Origin of the sequence: Mesorhizobium sp. M0816, from assembly GCF_040320005.1 — a bacterium.
GTDB lineage: Bacteria > Pseudomonadota > Alphaproteobacteria > Rhizobiales > Rhizobiaceae > Mesorhizobium.
The window spans coordinates 1-19092 of sequence record NZ_JAMYOT010000022.1 but is presented as its reverse complement, the minus strand read 5'-3'; the positions used below and the strand labels follow the sequence as shown (position 1 = coordinate 19092).

The 19092-nt window shown below is 61.3% G+C and carries 19 protein-coding genes and 2 pseudogenes; 13 read left to right on the top strand and 8 right to left on the bottom strand.

Features of this window, described 5'->3' with window-relative positions; genetic code table 11:
* Positions 1–22: 22 nt before the first annotated feature.
* Positions 23–355, top strand: a complete 333-nt coding sequence (locus NKI17_RS26950; RefSeq protein WP_352725077.1) for a hypothetical protein — start codon at positions 23–25, stop codon at positions 353–355.
* Entirely contained in the window at positions 352–681 is a 330-nt protein-coding gene (locus tag NKI17_RS37060; RefSeq protein ID WP_502894623.1) for a TetR/AcrR family transcriptional regulator C-terminal domain-containing protein, read from the top strand. The genes NKI17_RS26950 and NKI17_RS37060 overlap by 4 nt, the downstream gene beginning before the upstream one ends.
* Before the next feature lie 151 nt (positions 682–832).
* On the opposite strand, the gene NKI17_RS26940 is transcribed toward NKI17_RS37060, so the two are convergent.
* Positions 833–2278, bottom strand: a complete 1446-nt coding sequence (locus NKI17_RS26940; protein WP_352907029.1) for a hypothetical protein — start codon at positions 2276–2278, stop codon at positions 833–835.
* Between the two features lie 157 nt (positions 2279–2435).
* Between NKI17_RS26940 and NKI17_RS26935 the strand changes: the two genes are divergently transcribed.
* Positions 2436–2774: a hypothetical protein gene (locus NKI17_RS26935; RefSeq protein WP_352453299.1), complete on the top strand. Its 339-nt coding sequence runs from the start codon at positions 2436–2438 to the stop codon at positions 2772–2774.
* A 48-nt stretch (positions 2775–2822) separates the two neighbouring features.
* Here the strand turns inward: NKI17_RS26935 and NKI17_RS26930 are convergent, their stop codons facing one another.
* The 5 genes from NKI17_RS26930 to NKI17_RS26910 form a co-directional block, all read right to left on the bottom strand.
* Positions 2823–3572, bottom strand: coding sequence for an amino acid ABC transporter ATP-binding protein (locus NKI17_RS26930; RefSeq protein WP_502894626.1), 750 nt, complete (start codon positions 3570–3572; stop codon positions 2823–2825).
* Positions 3573–3616: 44 nt separating this feature from the next.
* A complete protein-coding gene (locus NKI17_RS26925; protein WP_352907028.1) occupies positions 3617–4708 on the bottom strand; it encodes an amino acid ABC transporter permease in 1092 nt (363 codons plus the stop codon).
* 3 nt (positions 4709–4711) lie between these two features.
* On the bottom strand, positions 4712–5827 hold the full coding sequence (locus NKI17_RS26920; protein ID WP_352725071.1) for an amino acid ABC transporter permease: 1116 nt from the start codon (positions 5825–5827) through the stop codon (positions 4712–4714).
* 70 nt (positions 5828–5897) lie between these two features.
* Positions 5898–6932: a transporter substrate-binding domain-containing protein gene (locus NKI17_RS26915; protein WP_352797486.1), complete on the bottom strand. Its 1035-nt coding sequence runs from the start codon at positions 6930–6932 to the stop codon at positions 5898–5900.
* Positions 6933–6960: 28 nt separating this feature from the next.
* Entirely contained in the window at positions 6961–8175 is a 1215-nt protein-coding gene (locus tag NKI17_RS26910) for a trans-sulfuration enzyme family protein (RefSeq protein ID WP_352725067.1), read from the bottom strand.
* A gap of 79 nt (positions 8176–8254) precedes the next feature.
* Between NKI17_RS26910 and NKI17_RS26905 the strand changes: the two genes are divergently transcribed.
* From NKI17_RS26905 to NKI17_RS26895, 3 genes and pseudogenes are all read left to right on the top strand, one after another.
* Positions 8255–9151 carry a LysR family transcriptional regulator gene (locus NKI17_RS26905; RefSeq protein WP_352725065.1) on the top strand — a complete coding sequence of 299 codons (897 nt, stop codon included), beginning with the start codon at positions 8255–8257 and terminating at the stop codon, positions 9149–9151.
* 52 nt (positions 9152–9203) lie between these two features.
* Positions 9204–9908, top strand: a pseudogene (locus NKI17_RS26900) (IS6 family transposase).
* 475 nt (positions 9909–10383) lie between these two features.
* Positions 10384–10650 (top strand): hypothetical protein, encoded by a 267-nt coding sequence (locus NKI17_RS26895; RefSeq protein ID WP_352725063.1) that lies wholly within the window; start codon positions 10384–10386, stop codon positions 10648–10650.
* Positions 10651–10837: 187 nt separating this feature from the next.
* On the opposite strand, the gene NKI17_RS26890 is transcribed toward NKI17_RS26895, so the two are convergent.
* Positions 10838–11128 carry a hypothetical protein gene (locus tag NKI17_RS26890; protein WP_352797488.1) on the bottom strand — a complete coding sequence of 97 codons (291 nt, stop codon included), beginning with the start codon at positions 11126–11128 and terminating at the stop codon, positions 10838–10840.
* Between the two features lie 195 nt (positions 11129–11323).
* On the opposite strand from NKI17_RS26890, the gene NKI17_RS26885 reads away from it, so the two are divergent.
* The 3 genes from NKI17_RS26885 to NKI17_RS26875 all read left to right on the top strand — a co-directional run bounded on the left by NKI17_RS26885 (position 11324) and on the right by NKI17_RS26875 (position 16099).
* Entirely contained in the window at positions 11324–12763 is a 1440-nt protein-coding gene (locus tag NKI17_RS26885) for a LuxR C-terminal-related transcriptional regulator (protein WP_352725060.1), read from the top strand.
* A 563-nt stretch (positions 12764–13326) separates the two neighbouring features.
* Positions 13327–15099, top strand: coding sequence for an adenylate/guanylate cyclase domain-containing protein (locus tag NKI17_RS26880; RefSeq protein ID WP_352797492.1), 1773 nt, complete (start codon positions 13327–13329; stop codon positions 15097–15099).
* Between the two features lie 55 nt (positions 15100–15154).
* A complete protein-coding gene (locus NKI17_RS26875) occupies positions 15155–16099 on the top strand; it encodes an NAD(P)-dependent oxidoreductase (protein ID WP_352457236.1) in 945 nt (314 codons plus the stop codon).
* 270 nt (positions 16100–16369) lie between these two features.
* On the opposite strand, the gene NKI17_RS26870 is transcribed toward NKI17_RS26875, so the two are convergent.
* Positions 16370–16681, bottom strand: a complete 312-nt coding sequence (locus tag NKI17_RS26870) for a methyltransferase domain-containing protein (protein WP_352797495.1) — start codon at positions 16679–16681, stop codon at positions 16370–16372.
* A gap of 434 nt (positions 16682–17115) precedes the next feature.
* On the opposite strand from NKI17_RS26870, the gene NKI17_RS26865 reads away from it, so the two are divergent.
* The 4 genes and pseudogenes from NKI17_RS26865 to NKI17_RS26850 all read left to right on the top strand — a co-directional run.
* Complete coding sequence (locus tag NKI17_RS26865; RefSeq protein WP_352579813.1) at positions 17116–17340, top strand: M15 family metallopeptidase domain-containing protein; 225 nt, start codon at positions 17116–17118, stop codon at positions 17338–17340.
* A gap of 29 nt (positions 17341–17369) precedes the next feature.
* Complete coding sequence (locus tag NKI17_RS26860; RefSeq protein ID WP_023722474.1) at positions 17370–17477, top strand: M15 family metallopeptidase; 108 nt, start codon at positions 17370–17372, stop codon at positions 17475–17477.
* A gap of 243 nt (positions 17478–17720) precedes the next feature.
* Positions 17721–18749: a sulfate ABC transporter substrate-binding protein gene (locus NKI17_RS26855; RefSeq protein WP_352907027.1), complete on the top strand. Its 1029-nt coding sequence runs from the start codon at positions 17721–17723 to the stop codon at positions 18747–18749.
* 12 nt (positions 18750–18761) lie between these two features.
* Positions 18762–19092 (top strand): annotated as a pseudogene (locus NKI17_RS26850) (molybdate ABC transporter permease subunit); the annotation flags it as partial.

Below are 19092 nucleotides of genomic sequence, written 5' to 3'. Positions count from 1 at the left end.
CATCGTCTGCCAGATCGTGCAGTTGGTTGTTTCGATCCGCGACCGCGAGATGCTTCGTGTCACCGGCGGTCCCTGGGACGGTCGCACACTGGAATGGTCCACGGCCTCGCCGCCGCCGGCTTGGAACTTTGCCGTCTTGCCGCATGTGGCCGAGCGCGACAGCTACTGGGTCGCGAAGCAACGCGCCAACGCACAGCAAGCTCAACCGGTGCCACCGCGCCCGTACGAGCCGATCGAAGTACCGAAGAACAGTCCAGTCGGGGTCGTCAACGCCTTCTTTGCCGTCGTCATTGGTTTCGCCCTGATCTGGCACATCTGGTGGATGGCCGGGCTGGGGCTGATCGGCACCTTTTGACGATCCTCATCTTCGCGTTTCGGGGTGAGGACCCCGCCAGCGCCGATGCCGGCGCCCTCGTGCTGGCCATCGCGACGCTCAGCTTTCTCGGCCTGGGCGTTGCACCGCCGACGCCGGAATGGGGCCAGATGCTTGTCGACGGCATGAGCTACATCGAGGAGTTTCCGCGCCTCGATGTCGTGCCGAACGAACTGATCGTCCAGTTCGTCGTGGGTGCCTTTCTGTCGGTGCTGATCTGGTGGCTCGACGGCGGCGCCAAATTGCCGCCGCAACAAGTCGACCAGATCTTCCGGCGTCTGGCCACCGAGGGCGTCCCGTCGGCTTAGATATCAGGCCGAAGAACTGTGAAGCAGTCAGTTGTGCTGCCGGCGTTGCCAATTCACCAACCACCGGCTTTGTTCGACGCATGTCCTTGAGGTCGCGATACACCGCCGTGAGGTCTGTCGACCAACGCCTCCGATACGTGGCTTGCGGCCGTCAGACGGCCGTCGGCGTGGACAGCAGCCACAGCCCGAAAACCGTATATCCGACCATAAAAACGGTCAGCGGAAATTGGCTGAGCGCCGCGCGGCTGCGCGCCGGATGCAAACGGAACGCCAGCCCATGCGCGACCAGAACGGCAAGTATATGGCCGCCGATGATCGCCGCCGCCTGAAAGTTCCAGATGATCCACGCTGCATCGGAGCCCATGATCACTCCCGCCCCGACATTCATGTGCGCCGTGCCGAATAGGTTCCATCCCCGATCAAACGGATCCGAAATAGCGACGAGCGCATTCTGGCCGTTCACCAGGAGGGCCGTCAGATAGTGGGAAAAATGATAGGCGAGCGCGATCGGGACGATCGACCAGACAAGGAGCCCGACCGCTTTTCCGAAAGAGATGCTCCCGGCCAACCGCTCACCGACAAACACTGCGGCGAAGAACACCGCGACAAGTGCGATAAACATCAGCACAAGACCGGCGCTGTTGATTCCAACTAATGCCGAGCGCCCCGGAAATTCGAGCGGATTGACACCATTCGCGCCCAGCCAAGAGAAGGTCTTCGACAGACCGTCGAAGGACACCGAGCTCAACGTCAGCAACAGAAAGAGCATACCGCTCGCCGGTAAGGCTTGCGCGCTCCACAATTTCGCTCCAGGCCAGCAGAGTGAGAGGGCGCGCCCCCCGCTTGGGTGGTCCGGCGTCGTTTCGACGATGGCGAAGTGTGACACCATGCGGAAGAACGCGGACAGAAACTCGCCGCGCCGGCTCCAGCCTTCGTAGCCGAAGATGATCATGCAGACGAAGGTCGAGAGCCAGTAGGCCATGAGAGCGAACGCAAGCCGCGCCGGATCTTCGGGCGCCGGATAGATCAGCTCGAACCAGGCGAAGCTTGCAAACAAAATCAACGCCGGCCAGTAAGCCAGTCCTTGTGGCATTGTGCGATCGCGGAATGCCGGGAAGACGCTGGAGAAAATGCGCCACGGCCCGTACCACGGGTTTGTCCACGACCAAACATTGCCGAATACGCCCTGAAGCAATGTCAGTCCGACCCAGACCAGCGTCCACACCGTTAGCGGAAGTGGATTCGACAGCGGATCTCGGCTGCCGAGAATTCCCGCCGCCACGAGTATGGCGAGAACCGCGAAGGCGAGCGTGCTGATCCAAATGCGCGCGGCGTCGCCGAATTGACCAATTGGCAGGCGGGATGCCGAAATGCGTTCGAGCAGCCTGGGCGGGAGGACAGCCAGAACCAGAAAACTCGCGGCTACGGCCACCGCCCCGCCCACGACATAATATCCGGTCGGCAGGAGCATGACATAGCCGCGCTCGGAAGCATGGGCAAAGGCTGGGGTTGTGAAATGCGGCACGAGGGCAGCAGCTGATAATGCGATGCCCAACGCTCTCGCAGAGATGCTTTTATGTTCGCTGTCCGCCACCATCCATCCGTCTTGCCACATGGCATTTGCGAAGGAAAGCGGACTACTGCTCGCGCAAGTGGAGGTGCCAAAGTGGGTGCCCGACTTCGTGCTAGCCCCCAAGCCCGCTTGGTGAACAGGCCATATGATGCAGCTACGACTTCGAGTCGAGAGTTGCGTTGTGGACGACGTTCTCGTCCTCTGCCGTCTGCTGCAATACGTGGCAGCTGTGCCTGCGCCGGCCGGCGGCGCATTATCTTCGAAACAGGACCGGAGCGCCCACCGCCAGGCGCCCGGATCGTCGACGTGCAGAAGTTGTGGGCCGAACATCTACCAATGGCCGGAACTCGCGGCGCTGTCGATCCTGTTTCGCGAACGCCTGGTGTATTCCTTCGAGAGTCGGCCGCGCTTGTTCGACATTATCTCGCGCAGCATCGAAGGCGTCGCCGGCCTGATCCTGGGCCGGCGTCGCGGTCTGGCAGGTCGCTGCGCGCTGACCAGGCCCCGGATGGATTTCTGATTTGCGTCTGCCCATCCGGCCGGCGCATGGGCTGGCGGGAGAGGTTCGCTAGTTCAGGATCTGGGCAAGAAACAGTTTGCTGCGCTGGTGACGCGGATGCGAGAAGAATTCGGAGGGCGTGTTCATCTCGACGATCTCGCCCTGGTCCATGAAGACGACGCGGTCGGCGACCTGGCGGGCAAATCCCATCTCGTGCGTGACACACAGCATGGTCATGCCATCCCCAGCCAGCGCGACCATGGTGTCGAGCACTTCCTTGACCATTTCAGCATCGAGAGCGGAGGTCGGTTCGTCGAAGAGCATGATCTTCGGGCTCATACAGAGCGCACGGGCGATGGCGACGCGCTGCTGCTGGCCGCCGGACAACTGGCCGGGATATTTATGCGCCTGGTCCGGGATCTTCACCCGCTCCAGATAGTGCATGGCGGTCTGCTCGGCTTGCCCGCGCCGGATCCTGCGCACCCAGATCGGCGCCAGTGTCAGGTTTTCCAGAATGGTCAAATGCGGGAACAGGTTGAAGTGCTGGAACACCATGCCGATGTCACTGCGGATTACGTCGATCTGCTTCAAATCGTTGCTGAGTTCGACGCCTTCGACGACGATCTGCCCCTGCTGATGCTCCTCCAGCCGGTTGATGCAGCGGATCATCGTCGACTTGCCCGAGCCGGACGGACCGCAGATCACCAGCTTCTCGCCGCGATGGACGGTCAGGTTGATATTCTTCAGCACATGGAAGTTTCCGTACCACTTATTCATGCCGGTCATTTGGATAGCGGGCGGAGCGCTGGGATCGGGCATGGACGGAACGCGCGTTGGGGCGGACAATAACATCAAGGCATTTCCTAGTGGGCGGTCGGGCCGCGCCGCTCCAGGAAGTCGGCGAAGCGGGCGAACGAGAAGGAGAGCGCGAAGAAGAGCGCGCCGATGAACAGGAATGTCTCGGCCGCCGGCGACGGCCAGTCCGGGTCAGCCAGCGCCGCTTTTCCGGAGCTGATCAGGTCGAAGAGACCGACGACCAGGACAAGGCTGGTGTTCTTGATCATGACGATGATGGTGTTGGCCAGCGCCGGGATCGCCATCCGGATCGCCTGCGGCAGGATGACGAGATATTGCGTGCGCCAGAAGGGCAGGCCGAGCGCTGCCGCAGCCTCGTACTGGCCATTCGGGATGGCCTGCAGGCCGCCGCGGATCACCTCGGCGAGATAAGCCGCGGCGAAGATGGTGAGCGCGACCAGCGCGCGCACGAATTTGTCGGGCAACAGGGCCTCGGGCAGGAACAGCGGCATCATGATCGACGCCACGAACAGGATGGACAGCAGCGGTAGTCCGCGCACCGATTCTATCAGGACCACGGCGCCGATGCGTATCGCTGGCATAGTCGAGCGCCTGGCCAGCGCCAAGAGAATGCCGACCGGGAAGGCGACGCCGATGGCAACGACGGTGAGGATGAGCGTCACCGGCAGGCCGCCCCAGGACGAGGTCGGAACCTCGGTCAGGCCGATGCCGCCGCCCATCAGCCAGAAGATCAGCACGAACGCTGCCACCCAGAGCGCCAGCAGCCGCAGGGCCCAACTGGCGGGCCGCACCGACCAGGCAAGCAGCGCCAGGATGAGCAGGCAGACGATCGCCGGGCGCCAGCGCTCGTCGAGCGGATAGATGCCGAACAGCAACTGCCCGGACTTGGCGTAGATGAAGCTCCAGCAGGCTCCGGTGGCAACCCGGCAGGCGCCTGGATTGGGGTCGAACAGCACGGCGTCGATTATTAGCCAGCGCAGCATCGGCGGTACCGTGGCGACGAGCAGAACGCCGAACAACAGCGTCAGGACGGCATTGAGCGGCGTGCCGAACAGGAGCATGGCTGACCGCCGCAAGGCGCCGAAGCGGATCTGTCCTGGCATTGGCTCGGCCGGAAGGGAAAGAGACAGGGCCTTCATGGTTCAGCGCTCCACGATGGCGATGCGACGGTTGTACCAATTGGCCGCGCTCGACAGGCTCAGGTTGAGGGCGAGATAGACGCCGAGGATGATGAAGACGCCCTCGATCGAATGGCTGGACTTGCTGATGATGGTGTTCATCACCGCAAGGAAGTCCGGATAGCCGACCGCGATCGCCAGCGTCGAATTCTTGACGACGTTGATGTATTGGCTGTTGAGCGGCGGGACGATCACCCGCAGCATCTGCGGGATGATGATCAGACGCAATATTTTGCCGCGTGGCAGGCCGAGCGAATGACCTGCATCCCACTGACCGCGGCCGACCGAAAGCACGCCGCCACGCACGATCTCGGCGACGAAGCCGGTGGTGTAGATGGTCAGCCCGATGAGGATGGTGCTGAGTTCGGGCGTCAGGTCCTTGCCGCCTTTGAAGTTCGACCCAGTGAAGGTCGGCCAGTCGACGGAGAACTTCGCATCGGCAAGCCAGAGCCCGGCAATGCCAACCGCGAGGATCGCCGGCGCGGTCAGCGGCGGCAACCATCCTCGTCGCGCCGCCGCCCAGCCAGCGGCCGCCAGTGCCAGGGCGAGAGCAATGACGAGCAATCCCGCGGCGGCGACGTCCATGCTGACTGCCGGCACCACAAAGCCGCGCATGGAGGCGTAAACGCCTGGCAGCGGATTGAGCGCTTCGCCGACCGGCGGCAGCACCTTCCACCACAGCGAGTAGAGAAAGATCAGAAGCACGATCGGCGGTGAATTGCGTGCAACCTCCACCCATACGCGGCAGGTGCCCGCCGCCAGGGGATTGCTGCTCAGCCGGGTGATGCCGACGACGAGGCCGAGCGCGGATGAAAAGACGATGACGAGCGCGGAGATGAAGACCGTATTGGCGAGCCCGGTCACGATCGCCCAGTAATACGGGTCCCGCGACTTATAGGTGAGGATCGCTTCGGAGATGACGATCCTGGATGGCATGGTCAGGAAATCGAAGCCGATCGGGATGCCGCGGGCCCTCAGATTGGCGAAGGTCGTGCTGACGAGCAGGGCAGCGAAAGCGGCAACCGCGGCTGCCAGGGCACACTGGATGATGATCGATCTGGTCTTGGCATCGCTCAGCATGTTGACCTCGAGGGTTCGCGGCGTTGGCAGGGAAGGGGAGCGCCGGGCCCGTTCCCCTCCATCATGCGGCTCAATCCCAGGGGAAAGGATAGTTGAGGCCCCCGTCCTTCCACAACGCGTTCAGACCGCGTTCGACCTTTAGCGGGCTGTCCTTGCCGAGATTGCGGTCCCAGATCTCGGCGTAGTTGCCCATTTGCTTGATGACGTTGTAGGCCCACTTATCGTCCAATCCGAGCGGCTTGCCGAAGCCGGGTTCCTCGCCGAGCACCCGTTTGACTTCCGGACTGCCCGACACAAGCTTTTCATCGATGTTCTGCGAGGTGATGCCGTTGGCCTCGGCCCAGAACAGGGCATTCAATGTCCAGCGCACGACGTCGAAGAGTTGATCGTCGCCGCGGGCGACCGCGACGCCATTGGGTTCGGCGGCTTTGCCGACCTTGATGATGTCGTAGTCGTCGGGGTTCTTGGCCACCGAAGCACGCTGTCCGGCTGCCGCAGTGCCGTCGGTGACGTATGAATCGCAGCGGCCGCCAAAGAAGGCGTCGCGCGCCTGAATGGTCGAGTCGTAATAGACTTTCTCCATCGCGATCCCGAACTCTTCCTCGGTTTCCTCGATCGCTTTCTCGGTCAGGCTGCCACCGCCTTGCAGGCAAACGGTCTTTCCGTCCAGCAGTTTGGGCTCGGTAATATTGTCGGCCTTGCGCACGAGCATGCCGTCCGTGTCGTAGAGATTGATCCAGACGAAGCGGACAACCGTATCGCGACTGTAGGTGATGGTGGATGTGCGCGACAGAACGTCGATCTCTCCGGTCTGCAGCGCAGGAAAACGCTGGCCTGCGTTAAGCGGCACGTAACGGATCTTCTCCTTGTCGCCGAGGATGGCGACCGCGAAAGTGCGGCAGATATCGGAATCGAAGCCGCGATAATACCCCTTCTCGTCGGGCCGGGAGAGACCGGGCACGCCCTGGCTGGCGCCGCAGCTGACATAGCCGCGTTCCTTGATCTGGTTGATAACCGCCTGCGCGCTGGCGTCCACGGCGCCCGAAGTCAGGCTGGCCAATCCTATCGCCAGACCCGTGAGCCATTTCAGACCTTGATGTTTCATAATCATTCCCCTTGTCGTTGAGTTGTCGTCATTCTGCGGCGTTGACGTCGGCCGCGGCGGTTCCGTTGCGCCGGGCTTCAGCAAAGAGTTCGAAGGCCTGGGAAAGGTCGGCCAGAAGATCTTCGAGCGCCTCAAGGCCGATCGACAGGCGCCAGACCGGGCCGGGCTTCAGCCAATCGAGGCTGGCGCGCCCTTTGCGCGGATCGCTGACGGCAATCAGCGAATGCACGCCGCCCCAGCTTGCGCCGAGCCTGAACAGCCGCAGGCTGCGCAGGACATCGGATTGCAGTGGCGCCAGTTCCGGCCGCAGCACGAAGGAGAACACGCCCGCCGATCCGGCGAAGTCACGCTTCCAGACCGCGTGGCCGGGATGGCCAGGCTCCGCGGGATGCAAGATCTGCGCGACTTCCTGGCGTTCCGATAGCCAGGCGAGGATCTTCCGCGCGGTGGCGTCGGCATGACGCATGCGCACCGGCATGGTCATCAGGCCACGCTCGCACAGCGCGCAATCCTCGGGCGAGACGCCATAGCCAAGGAAACGCGCTGTATCCTTCAGGCGCCGGAACAGGGCATGGTCATGCACTGCGAGCGAGCCCATCAAGAGGTCGCCGTGGCCGCCGGCGTGTTTGGAAAGCGCCTGCATCGAGATGTCGACGCCATGAGCGAGCGGCTTGAACAGCAGATGCGAGGCCCAGGTGTTGTCGGCCGCAACGAGCGCGCCGGCCTTGTGGGCCGCGGCCGTGATGGCTGGCACATCCTGAACTTCGAAGGTGGCTGAGCCAGGCGATTCTGCCCAGACCAGCCGCGTTCTGCCGTCGATCATGGCCGCGATACTTGCGTCCAGCCGTGGATCGTAGGAAACCGCCTCGATCCCGAGTGGGCCGAGAAAACGCTCGGCCATGTCGCGCGCCGGGCCATAGAGCGTCTCCGGGATCAGAACGCTTTCGCCGCCACGGCAGACAGCCATGGTCGCCAGCGTCATGGCCGCCATGCCCGACGGGAGGACGAGAGCCCGCGATCCGCATTCCAACACGGCGATATGATCTTCGAGCTGCCGGCTGGTCGGTGTGCCGTAAAGTCCGTAGCTGAACCCGTCGTACAGACGCTCGACGCGAAGCTCGAACGATTCCAGATCGTCAAAGACCACGGTCGAGGCTCGCTCGACCGGCATCGCCACCGCCTGGAACGGTTCCTCGGAGCGCTTGGGAGGATGGACATGTGAAGTGTCATCGCGTCGGTTCATAGGCGCAGCTTAGCCGGCTCACCCATTGCCATCTATGACCGCAGCGATAAAGTTAATTCGCTTTTGATATGGGCTGACTATGAACCTGCGCGACATCGATGTCTTCAACGCGATCATGATCACGCGCGGCGCCGGCGCGGCGGCCGCGCTGCTCGACACCTCGCAGCCGGCCATCAGCCGTTCGCTAGCCAAGCTAGAGGCCGAGCTCGGCTTCAGGCTTTTCGACCGCATTCGTGGCAGGCTGGTGCCGACACGCGAAGGGGAGTTGTTCCATGCCGAGGTGAAAGCCAACCTGGTCGGGCTCGACCGGCTGAAGCTGCGGGCGGCCCAGATCAAGGAGGTCGGCACCGGTACCATCCGCGTCGCCTCCCTGTCGGCACTCGGGCATGGGCTGGTGCCGCGCGCCATCGTAGCGTTCTCGCACCGGCATCCGCAGGTGCGAATCAGCTATCAGGTCCGCACCTCCAATATCGTGCGCGACCTGGTCGCCTCTGGCAGTTTCGATATCGGGCTCGCGGCCGACGAGGTCGACACCAGCGGCGTGCTGCACAGCGTCTTCACCACACCGCGCGCCGTCTGCGTGATGCCGAAGAACCACCGGCTGGCGCGGAAGCAGATAATCACACCGGCCGATCTCGCCGACGAGGCCTTCCTGGCATTGTCGCCGGAAGATACGGCGCGGCTCGCGATGGACAAGATCCTGGCCGCGCATGGGGTGCGACCGCGCATCCTGATCGAAACGCCCTACGGCCTGACCATCGCTATCCTTGCAGCGAAGGGCATGGGAATCGGCTTGGTCAATCCCTCCGTCATTGCGGACGGCATGATCGGCGGTATTTTGGCCAGGCCATTCGAGCCAGCCGTCAATTTCCGCGCGCTACTCCTGCGCCCGCCGGACGGCATCAATTCGACCTTGATCACCGACTTCATTGGCGAACTCTATGCCGCTCGCAATATGCTATCGAGCGAGGCATAGGGGCGTTGTCACGGCAACTGCGTGTCAGGGATCGCTGCGATAGATGCGGGGGATGAACACTTCGCAGATCAGCTACAAACGGCATCGGTTCCCACCCGAGATCATTGCCCACGCGCTGTGGCTGTATTATCGATTTCCGCTGAGCCTGCGTCATGTCGAAGAAATGCTGCTCGAGCGCGGCATCGTCGTTTCCTACGAGACGATCCGTCGCTGGGGCAGGAAGTTCGGGCCGGACTACGCCCGGCACCTGCGCCGCAAGCAGCCCAGTTGAAATGATATCTGGCACCTCGACGAAGTCGCCATCACGATCGCCGGCAAGAAGCATTGGTTATGGCGCGCCGTCGACCAGGACGGCTATGTGTTCGACGAGATCGTCCAGACCCGGCGCAACACCAAGGCCGCCAAGCGCTTGCTGATACGGCTGTTGAAGAAGCAGGGCCAGGTGCTCAAGCGCATGATCACCGACAAGCTCGGCTCCTATGGAGCAGCGCGGCGTCAGGTCATGATGGACATCGAGCACCGGTCGCACAAGGGCTTGAACAACAGAGCGGAGAATTCGCATGTGCCACTGCGAAAACGAGAGCGGATGATGCAAGGTTTTCGATCACCGGGGAGCCTCCAGCGTTTCGTCTCGACCTTCTCTGCAGCCCGCAATCTCTTCGTCCCGCCCCGTTCAAAACGCGCCCCCTTTCAGATCCATCTTCACCGCCTGAATGCCATGGCGCAATGGAAACCTGCTGCCGGCGTGATCGCCTGAAATCATTCCCAAAAGTCACAACCACAGCCCATCTCCGTCTATGTGACATCACCGCCGACGCAGGTCCGCAGCAGTACTTGTGCAAGAGATCATCGTTTCAGGGTGGCGGCATCGGCTTGTCACCGAGTGTGCGCAAGTACGCGATCAGGTCGACCCGTTCGGTCTCGTCCGAGACACCAGGTATCTCCATCTTAACGCCCGGCGTGGTGAGCATGGGCCCGAAGAGATATCTGTTCAGGTCCTCTTACCTCCACACGCCTTCCCAGCCGAGCAAAGCGTCGGAGTAACGCATTTTTGCCATGGATGCCTTATCGCGGCCGACGACGCTCCACAAGTTCGGTCCCGTTTTGTTCCCTCCCAGTGGCTCGGCATTGTGGCAACGGTCACACGCGCGGGTGACGTAGGTCCGGCCTTTCTCGACATCGGCAGAAGCCAACTTCGTTGAGATCGGGGCCGGTGTTGGCAAGACGACGCCGTGCGACATGAGATAGTCGGCAACTTCGCGTTGCCCCTGGCGTTTTGCCAGATGGAGTGGTGTCTTGGCGCCGGGCTCGACTGTGCGGTCATGCAGCGCGCGCCAGGGGTATCCGAGGCGCTGCAATTGCTACGCGGCTACCTCTGCACACTCGAAAAGCATCCACTCAACGGTTCTGCGGAAGCCCGTGAGATCATCCGCCGGCACATCTTCGATCTCGTTTTGCTCGCCATCACACGCACGGCTCTTTGGGACAGACCAGTATGAGCGCGGTCGTCGCCGCGCGCCTGGCCGCCATAGTCGACTACATCACGGATTGACGGCAATCGTGGCATTCGCTCGCTCCGCGTCCGGCGGATTGGCGGCAGCGCCAGCTAAAGACGAGTAACGAAGGCCGCGGGGTGCGATTACCGATGAAGGCACGCCGTGATCAAAGACCCGATCCGGAGAAACGTCACTGCGAAGCACTTTCCGATACATCGGGCACGATGATGTAGCCCTGATCGATCAGTTGCAGCCTCGTTTCCTCGAAATGCCGCTTGAAGCCGCTCTTGATTTGCTCGGGTGGGTATCGCCAGCCATTCGCAAAGGCACGGCGCAAGAGATCGGAATAGACGCGGTCGCTGGCAAGCCTTACCGCTTCTATGGAGATTGGCGTTCCCACTGGCGTCGTTTCGCCGGAGAGACTTGGCGCGGTCGAAAGAGCCAGCACCAGCATGCCGGCGACTGCGGATGACTTTCTCATGGATGCCTCCTGACATTTTGCCTGGCCTGGACAGTGAACCGGGCAACGTGTTGTGGATCCGTGGATGCTAGGAGCGGCAACGACTTGGCGGGATCGTACAGATGGAGTGTTTTTGGTGTCGCATCTGTAGTATTTTCGCTGTGTCGCGAAATCGGTACGTTCCCGACCATACGCGCCGCGGATCGGAATGACGCAATGCTTGACGCAGTCGGCAATCCTCTGACCGGGCTTTCGGACCGGGAGCGGGTGGTCGCTGCGAAATTCGCCGAAGGCATGACCTATCGTGAGATCGGCGAGACGCTGTTCATCGCGCCGACCACCGTTCGAACCCATCTGTCGGTGGTCTATCGAAAGCTTGGCGTTAGCAGCAAAGTGGCGTTGGCAAGCCTGCTCTCGAGTGAGAGCCGGCAAGAGTCCGGACAAGCTCGTTTCGAGGGTCTGTCGCCCGGCGGCTCCGGGCCACCGGTCATCGCGGTCCTGCCCTTTGAAAATTTGAGCTCGGACGAGCGTTGGGGAAGGCTGGCCGACGGTTTGTCCGCCGATATTATTGTCGATCTCGCGCGTTACTCCGCCCTTGCGGTGATTGCCCGCCAGACGATGCTGATGTTCAAGGGAAGGCGCGATGATCTGCGCTCCATCGGTCGGGAGTTGAATGCCGACTATTTGCTCGAAGGGAGCCTTCAGGCTACCGGCGAGCAGTTCCGCATTTCGGTGCAGCTTGTCGATGTGAGGAGTGGTGCCGATCTTTGGGCGGCGCGATACGATCAATCGGCCGACAATCTGTTTGCTACGCAAGACATGGTCACCGAGAACGTCGTCAATGTCCTTGTCAGCTGCTGCGGCAAGCTTGCCCACCTTGGACGGGATGTCATCCGGCGCAAGCCGCCCGCCAGCCTGGGTGCCTATGACTACTATCTGCTCGGCGTCGAACAGCACAATGTGTTCACCCGCACCTCGAACGTGGAAGCAATCCGTCTCTTGTCGCGCGCAGTCGAACTCGATCCGGGGCTGGCGCGAGCCTGGTTGACGTTGGGATTTTCTTACGCCGTCGAAGCCTGGTACGCGAGTAATCCATCCGTCTCGCTGGAACGCTGGTACTCGTGCATGGAACAAGCTCTTTTGCTCGATCCGGGAGACAGCATGGCCCGTCAGGGCATGGCCGACATTCGCGCGGCGCGAGGCGACTTGGGAGCCGCTGCCGAGGAACTCGATCGCGCTTTGGCCGCCGCTCCAAACGATGCCGATACGCTGGCGATGATTGCCGGAAGCCGAGCACTGGTGACAGGTGATCCGCAGCAGGGCTGCGTGTTGATCCAGAGGGCTCTACGTCTCAACCCGCTAGCTCCGCTCTGGTACTTCAGCATGCTTGGTCGCACGAATTTCGTGGTCGGGCGCTACCGGGAGAGCGTCGTGGCGTTCCAGCAGAGCCCGCCCGATTCGCCGGCCACCCTGTTGTTCCAGTCGATGGGACATGCGATGCTCGACGAAGTACCACAGGCCGCGAAGATCGCCGCCCGATTGGCGAGCGAATTCCCCGGCTTTACCGTCGAGGGGTTCATCAGAACCTATCCGGTCACCAATCCTCCCGCGCTTGTCGCCATCCGCGAAGGTGCACGGCGGGCCGGATTGAGATAGCTTCTCCGCTAGCGCTTGCGGCCGGAGCCAGTTCTTGGATTGCGCTCCATTTCTTGCCAGCTTTCATCGATGAGTGCAAAATCGCACTCGTCAGAAAGACAGTTCTGAAGGCCGCCTGAAGAAGCACTGGAAATGTGGGTCAGGATCGCGACCTTATCGACCGTTCGTCTGTACGTCAGGATTTGGCGCTCCTTTCTCGTTCCAATCGGCGAGAGGGAAGGCAAAAAACACCCAACCAAGTCGTTTGACGCTCATTTAGGGCGTTCTCGAGGGCGGATGTTCGAACCAGCGGGACGCGCCATTTCGCGCCATTCGAGTCGCGCCTCCTAAGCCGACCTTCACGCACTGGCCGGAGTCGACCCTAAGCAGAAGCTCGCTTGCTCCGGGTCAATTCACGGCCATGACCCAAAGCTGTCATTCCGCCCGTACGTGTCGTAGCTTCTAATGGCTTGCCGATGGGAGGCGTCATATCCGAGCGCCCGATTGCCCTGACATAAGGCGCTGGTATTGTGTAGTTGGTTGGGCTCCAAAGCGGAGCCGTCACACGTGGGAGGAGTCCGAGCGTGGTCGAGAGCGCCGTGCAGCGCCGTTTGGCCGCCATACTCGCTGCCGATGTGGTCGGTTACAGCCGGCTCATGGGCCATGACGAGATGGGCACGCTGACTACGCTGAGGGCGCTGCGAGCCGAGCTGGTCGATCCAAAGATCGCCGAACACATGGGTAGGATTTTCAAGGCGACCGGCGATGGGGTTCTGGCTGAGTTCCCCAGCGTTGTTAACGCCGTTGCCTGTGCGGTCGACATCCAGCGGCGGCTGGAGGCGCGCAACGCCGACATGCCAGAGGACCGCGCGATCCGACTGCGGATCGGGGTCAACCTGGGCGATGTCATCGTCGAGGGCGAGGACATCTTCGGAGACGGAGTGAACATTGCGGCTAGGCTTGAGAGCGTCGCCCCGGCCGGTGGCATAGCGGTGTCGGGCACAGTGCGTGACCACCTGGGCAACCGGCTCGATCTGCAGTTCGAGGATATGGGCGAGCAGGCGCTGAAGAACATCGAGCAGCTGGTGCGCGTTTGCCGAGTGCGCCCAGCCGATACCTCTGCCTTGGTGCGTCGCGCACTGTCGCTACCCGATAAGCCGTGGGTCGCCGTCTTGCCGTTTGTCAATATGAGCGGCGATCCAGAGCAGGAGTACTTCTCCGACGGCATCACAGAGGACATCATTACCGAACTTTCGCGCTTTCGGTCGCTGTCCGTCATCGCCCGCAATTCCTCGTTCACCTACAAGGGACGGACGATGAAGATCCCCGACGTGGCGCGCGACTTGGGCGTGACCTATGTACTCGAGGGAAGCGTTCGTCGCGCCGGGAATCGTCTGCGCATAACCGCGCAGCTCATCGACGCTGAGACCGGCAGCCACATCTGGGCGGAGCGCTATGATCGAGAAATTGCCGATATGTTTGCGGTTCAGGACGAGATAACCCAGAGGATCGTGGGCATGCTGGCCGTGGGCCTCGAAGACGATTCCTTGGAACGCGCTAAGCGTAAGCACCCTGAAAACCTCATCGCCTATGACCATTGGTTGCGCGGCAAACATCTCTTGTGGACGGTGGGTCAGAACAATCTTGAAGCGCGCCAACACTTCGAAAAGGCTGCTGCCACAGACCCAAGCTTTTCGCGCGCCTATTCCGGTTTAGCGGTGACCTACCAGATGGAAGCGCTTGATTTGCTAATTGCGGCAGAAGGTAGAGGCGCTTATGACATGGCCTTTGATTGCGCCAAACGGGCCCTCGCGCTCGATGAAGCCGATTATCAAGCCCACATCGCGCTGGCATGGCCTTGCCTCTATCGGGGCGACTATGAGCGCATGAAGAAACATGTGGATCGCGCCATCATGTTCAACCCTAACGATGCCGACAGCCTCGCCAATGCCAGCTACATGCTCGCAATGTATGGAGAAGGGGAAAAGGCGGTTGCCTGCGGCGAAGCGGCAATGCGTCTCAATCCACGATACCCCGATTGGTATATCGCCTTTCAGGCGACTGCCCTATTTACCGCAAGGCGGTATCCCGAGGCCCTAGCCGCGCGGATCAGAGTCCCCGACTACTTTATCGATTCGACTTTTTTCGGCGCAGCTATACTTGCCAAGCTTGATAGGCTTGCCGAGGCAAAGCTATGGGCGGAAAAAGCAGTAGCGAGGCTGAAAGCAAGGCCGGGGGGCGTTGAGCAAGCAGCCAAAGGATGCATCCAGCTTCTGCTCGACAACAACCCATTCCGTCGTCAAGAAGATCGTGATCACTTCGCAGAGGCGATGCGCATGGCTGGCGTGCCCGGATAGCCGCTTCGATCCATTCCGGCTGATGTACGTCGAACAGAGTGTTTAGGAGGTAGTGGTGAAAGCACTCACTTTACTGATGGTGAATGACTACCCCGACTATATCGACGCGGGGGAGTGGGCGCGATCTCTCAAGGCGCGCGTTTCGGGCCTCGACTTCCGGTTATGGCCCCATCACGGCGATCCCGGCGACATTGACTTGGTGCTGATCGATAAGGGTACGCCGCGCAGGTTTTTTGAAGGTATGACGCGATTGCGTGCAGTTGCCTATCTCGGCGCGGGCATAGACGGCTTGCAACTGGGTGAGCTGCCTGCGGGCGTTGGCGTCGTACGTTTGGCGACCCGCGAACTTGCCTCTGAGGTTGTGCAGTACATTGTTCTCAGAGTACTGTGCCGGCAACGCCATGTCGTTGAATATGCTCTCCAACAGACCCAGAAGAGATGGCGCCCGATCGCGCCACGGAAGACCAGCGAGACCCGCATCGTTATCCTTGGGGCTGGGCGTATCGGTGGATGGGCCGCGCGACTCTTCGCCGAGCTGGGATATCGCACGGCGGCATGGTCCCGCAACCCTAAGCAAATCGCCGATGTGGCCTGTTACGCTGGTGCCCCAGCGCTTAAGGAGGCCTTGGCTGAACGAGACTTCGTCGTGTGCGCGCTGCCGCTGACCACCGAAACTCGAGGAATACTTAATTCCGAAACTTTCCGTCTGATGAAGCGCGGCGCCTACCTCGTTAATGTCGGACGCGGAGCACACGTCGACGAGGCTGCACTTCTGCACGCCATTGACGCTGGGCAACTGTCAGGCGCCTGCCTCGATGTTTTTACCTCGGAACCGCTCGACCAGGCGAGTCCGCTATGGGCCCATCCGAAGGTGACCATCACACCACATGTGGCAAGCTATTGGGTCGATTCGGGCATAGCGCAGGTGGCAGGTCTGTGCGAGCAGATCAAGTTGGGCAATGACATCACCAATCTCGTAAATCTTGAGCGGGGCTACTAAGGGCCCGTATGGCAATAACTGCTTCAGTTCCTTGACGGGATTCGGCCAATTGCCGCGGCCTAATAAACCTAATCGATTCGAAAATTTCTGTACGGACCCTAAGTGCGGGCTAAGAATCCACTCTTAGTCCGTTAATGGCGCTGCCTGCTCGTTCCGCTCGACGAGACAGACGGCAGAGAACCACCCAACCAAGCCGTTTGACCCGCACTGGCGGCTGCTGAGTAGGCGAAGTCCGCATCGCCTCGATCGCGCCAAGAGCGGACATGCGCCTTAGTCGTTCGTGAGAGGCAGCCGCCCAGTGGCACGCCGCTCCGCCGCCGCCAGGGCCGCTGGAGCCCGATCTGCGCCAATGACCTGACCTCCGCTGCCAACCATCTCGGAAACCAGGAATGTAACGTCACCCGCGCCACAGCCCACGTCGAGCACGCGCATCCCGGGGCTCATGCCCGCAGAGAGCAAGATTCTTCGCGTGATCGGGTTAATGATGCCCGCCTGATGGCTGAGACGCCTGATCTCGCGATCGGAATGGACGAGAATATACGGGACGTGAACGTCGGCACCAGCGCCACCGGCGACTTCCATGGCCTGCCTCCCCTCATACGACTGTTCCCCAAATGGGGCATCGTGCTGGTCGACGACTATGCGCCGATGCGGCAGCCAGTCAACGAGACTCGCTGTCCACCTCAATGCGAATGTCGCTTCAGGGTCACGACCGCCGGTTCCGCTAAAGGTCAGCTTTCGGGCCGCCAAATCGCCCCGGGAAGGGTGGGTTCGGGTCATGGGCGTGAATTCGCCCTCGACGAACGAACTTCCGCTCGGGGTCGTCTTTGCCCGTTGGCGCGCTGTCGCAAATTTGGGCGCCGCCGCATCACGATTGGACCCTCAATCTTTCGCCATTCAACTCTGCTTGACCCCCCTAGCAACCGCGGCGCAGTGTTGCCATGCGTGCGTAATATGCGCAGTCCAATTGGGGTCGTCCTTGGTGAGTGCAGCGGACGTCAATACGGGCAGCCATCGTGACATCAAGCGCCAAGGATCTCATCGCCAAGGGCTATATCGGCGAACTGTCCACCCATTCGCGCGGCTCGACAGTCGAGGTCGCGATCGCGCGGACCGACCACAAGAGCGCGCCGAAACCGGCCTGCGGCGCGACCGATGTCGATATGCTCGATTTCGGCACTGGCTTCGAGTGTTCGACCCGGCGAGCGAAACGGCTCACCGACCGCTCGCCAGTGAAGTAGCGGCAAACCGCGAAAGACTTGTCGAGGCGATGCGCGCCGGCGGCTTCAACAATTATGCGCGCGAATGGTGGCATTTCACGCTGGAAAACGAGCCGTTTCCAAGAGAACGCTTCAACTTTCCCGTCGGCGCCGAGTAGCTCCGCCGGCCACCGTGGGATGAAACCCTCGTTGCCCCTGCGCGGCCATTGCCGAAGGGCTGGCGGTTTCTAATTATCGCCTCCGGGAGCCCAGGACCCCGAGTCACGCTGTGTGAGGAAAAACATTCCTCCTTTAGAGTAAAATAGGCGAAAAATTGCTTCAGTAGGCCAAAAAAGGCAACATTGAATGCATCTAAATTCTATCAATTCGGTAGATTTGGCGCGAGTTCAACGGAGGCGGAAATGACCAAACCTCATTTCAGGAAACTGCTCGGCGCGCTGGTCGCCACATCTGTCCAGTTCGGCACGCTCGGTTTCGCGTTTGCCGACACCACCATTCTCAACGTGTCCTATGACCCGACGCGTGAGCTCTACAAGCAATTCGACGAGGCCTTCGCCGCTCACTGGGAGGGCGAGACGGGCGAGACCGTCACCGTCCAGCAGTCGCATGGCGGGTCGGGCGCGCAGGCTCGCGCCGTGATCGACGGCCTCGACGCCGACGTGGTGACGCTGGGGCTGCAAGGCGACATCGACGCGATCGTCTCGAAAACGAAGAAGATCAATCCCGACTGGCGGACGAAGTTCGAGAACAATTCGGCTCCTTATACCTCGACCATCGTCCTCCTCGTCCGCAAGGGCAACCCGAAGGGCATTCACGATTTTGGCGATCTCACAAAGGACAGCGTCCAGGTGATCACGCCGAATCCCAAGACCTCCGGTGGTGGCCGGTGGGCCTACCTCGCGGCCTGGGCCTGGGCCAACACCAACGATGGCGGCGATGAAGCCAAGACCAAGGAATTCGTCGGCAACCTCTATTCCCATGTTCCGGTGCTTGACACCGGCGCGCGTGGCTCTACCGTGACCTTCGCGCAAAAGGGCCTTGGCGACGTGCTGATCGCCTGGGAAAACGAGGCCTATCTGGCGCTGGACGAGTTCGGCGCCGATCAGTTCGAAATCGTCATCCCGCCGACCTCGATCCTCGCCGAACCGCCGGTCGCCGTTGTCGACGCCAATGTCGATGCCAAGGGCACACGCAAAGTTGCCGAAGCCTATCTGGGCTATCTCTATTCCAAGGAAGGCCAGACGATCATCGCCAAGAACCACTACCGTCCGGCGAAGCCCGACCTGGTGCCTGCGGAGGATTTCGCCAAACTGCCGGAAATCAAGCGGATCAGCATCGACGATCCAATTTTCGGCGGATGGACGAAGGCGCAGCCTTACCATTTCGGCGACGGTGGTATATTCGACCAGATCTACAAGCCAGCGCAGTAAGATAAAATCTAGATCAGGACGACACCCGCCAAGGCGAGGTGGCGATTCAGGCAGCCGAGCGTCATTCCGGGTTTCGGATTGACGCTCGGCTTCTCGCTTGCCTACCTCACGCCATCATCCTCATCCCCCTCTCAGGGTTGGTCTGGCGATCGGCGGCGCTCGGCTGGACCGATTTCTGGGCGATCGTCACCGATCGCCGTACCATCAACGCGCTTGAAATCAGCTTCGGTACCGCCTTCGTTGCCGCCGCCGTCAACGTCGTCTTCGGCACGATCGTCGCGTGGGTGCTGGTGCGCTACAGCTTTCCAGGCCGCCGCATCGCCGATGCCATGGTCGACCTGCC

Excerpts from the sequence above, each read along its gene's own strand:
- NKI17_RS26940 (WP_352907029.1), bottom strand. The coding sequence starts at position 2,278 with ATGGTGGCGGACAGCGAACATAAAAGCATCTCTGCGAGAGCGTTGGGC.
- NKI17_RS26930 (WP_502894626.1), bottom strand. The coding sequence starts at position 3,572 with ATGCCCGATCCCAGCGCTCCGCCCGCTATCCAAATGACCGGCATGAAT.
- NKI17_RS26925 (WP_352907028.1), bottom strand. The coding sequence starts at position 4,708 with ATGAAGGCCCTGTCTCTTTCCCTTCCGGCCGAGCCAATGCCAGGACAG.
- NKI17_RS26920 (WP_352725071.1), bottom strand. The coding sequence starts at position 5,827 with ATGCTGAGCGATGCCAAGACCAGATCGATCATCATCCAGTGTGCCCTG.
- NKI17_RS26915 (WP_352797486.1), bottom strand. The coding sequence starts at position 6,932 with ATGAAACATCAAGGTCTGAAATGGCTCACGGGTCTGGCGATAGGATTG.
- NKI17_RS26910 (WP_352725067.1), bottom strand. The coding sequence starts at position 8,175 with ATGAACCGACGCGATGACACTTCACATGTCCATCCTCCCAAGCGCTCC.
- NKI17_RS26905 (WP_352725065.1), top strand. The coding sequence starts at position 8,255 with ATGAACCTGCGCGACATCGATGTCTTCAACGCGATCATGATCACGCGC.
- NKI17_RS26890 (WP_352797488.1), bottom strand. The coding sequence starts at position 11,128 with ATGAGAAAGTCATCCGCAGTCGCCGGCATGCTGGTGCTGGCTCTTTCG.
- NKI17_RS26885 (WP_352725060.1), top strand. The coding sequence starts at position 11,324 with ATGCTTGACGCAGTCGGCAATCCTCTGACCGGGCTTTCGGACCGGGAG.
- NKI17_RS26870 (WP_352797495.1), bottom strand. The coding sequence starts at position 16,681 with ATGGAAGTCGCCGGTGGCGCTGGTGCCGACGTTCACGTCCCGTATATT.
- NKI17_RS26860 (WP_023722474.1), top strand. The coding sequence starts at position 17,370 with ATGCGCGCCGGCGGCTTCAACAATTATGCGCGCGAATGGTGGCATTTC.
- NKI17_RS26855 (WP_352907027.1), top strand. The coding sequence starts at position 17,721 with ATGACCAAACCTCATTTCAGGAAACTGCTCGGCGCGCTGGTCGCCACA.